This window comes from Candidatus Enterococcus ikei (genome assembly GCF_017316105.1).
Lineage (GTDB): Bacteria > Bacillota > Bacilli > Lactobacillales > Enterococcaceae > Enterococcus_L > Enterococcus_L ikei.
Window position 1 is genome coordinate 1 of record NZ_JAFLWD010000071.1, and the last position, 1,398, is coordinate 1,398.

The following is a 1,398-nucleotide window of genomic DNA, read 5'->3' on the forward strand; positions in this document are numbered from 1 at the left end:
TCTTGAACTTAATTCTTTCAAGATATTTTTCAATAAAAAAATGAATAATACTAAATTTTATGCATATTTTTCTTATTCAAGTAAAATATGCATAAAAAATAAATATAAGAGCATTAAGGCTATATAAAAACAGGTAGTTTAGAAAATAAAAAATTTCTAAACTACCTGTTTTGTTAAGTTAAATTTATTCACTTCTCTACTCTAATCAAATCCAACACGTCTCTTGGGTTCCCTACATCCACCATCACTACTCTTACATTATCTAAAATATCTTGCGTCAATTCAGCTACAAATTCAGGATTATTGGCATTTTCCGCTCCGATTTACCCATGACTTGGAACTGGATATACATTGATCGTTCCGTTCCGATTACTTGTGTAAATGATTTGTCCTTCCGCACTATAGCCACCGTAAAGCATAATGGCATCTGTTGTATACGTTGCACTACCTTTATCATATGGATTGAGTGGTGTTCCTGCAACTATTGTTTTTGCATTTAGTTCTGACGGTTTCACACCGATCAAGGTCAGCCACACGCGAGCATATTCAGTCTGATCATCTGAATAGCCAAGTAACAATTTATCGTATCCTATCGCTTGCACTTTTGCTTTATCTGCTTCGGCTTTTTCTAATGCCTTATTGACTTCTTGTTCAGCCTCTTATTGTTGCTGAGTTAAAGCGCTGATCTGACCTTGAGTATCGATCATGGCTTTCATTAAAATCAATTTTTCTGTGATCGTCACTTTTAGTTCTTCATTTTTGACTGTTTCTATTTCCTTATTTAAGGTGTCATAGTCGCTTTGACTGGTAATTCTTGCTTTAAACAAAAATCTTATTTTGATACAAAAGTACTCATCACTATTTATAAAATACTATTAACTACGATTTACTCTAATACAAGGCTACAAATACTATCGGTCCTACTGTCAATATAAGTAGTAGAAAAATAGAAACTACATATACAGTTCTATTGTATTTAAAAACACCATTCAGTAGCATTCTTAAAATTGAAATACAAATTCCATTTACAAGTAAAAACAACAAACTTACAAAGTAGTTATTTCTTATATTCGCATGAATCAAAAAATAATTCATTCCTACATAAAAAACACCTATGAGAAAGGCATCTATCATTTTTTTTTGCTTATTCATCGTCACCATCAATCACATTCTTTCTTTTTTATTGATAAGACATAGAAGAAATTCCCCAATTCCTTACACGAACAATTACACCATTATTACTATTTTGTCCAACTAATCCTGCAACAGAAGCAACTATAGAATATGCTAAACTCCATCCAATTCCTGGTGCAATTGCTGCAATAACACCCGCAGCCGCTCCCAACACCCAATAATAATTTTGAATCCATGTAGCACTAATATACACATCCCAAGAAC

At 32.5% G+C, this 1,398-nt stretch carries 2 protein-coding genes and 1 pseudogene; all 3 read right to left on the reverse strand.

Annotation, left to right across the window (positions count from 1 at the left end; genetic code table 11):
- Positions 1-323 precede the first annotated feature (323 nt).
- Complete coding sequence (locus tag JZO69_RS16505) at positions 324-602, reverse strand: hypothetical protein (RefSeq protein WP_207113900.1); 279 nt, start codon at positions 600-602, stop codon at positions 324-326.
- 57 nt (positions 603-659) lie between these two features.
- A complete protein-coding gene (locus JZO69_RS16510; RefSeq protein WP_207113901.1) occupies positions 660-827 on the reverse strand; it encodes a hypothetical protein in 168 nt (55 codons plus the stop codon).
- Positions 828-1,180: 353 nt separating this feature from the next.
- Positions 1,181-1,398, reverse strand: a pseudogene (locus tag JZO69_RS16515) (hypothetical protein); the annotation flags it as partial.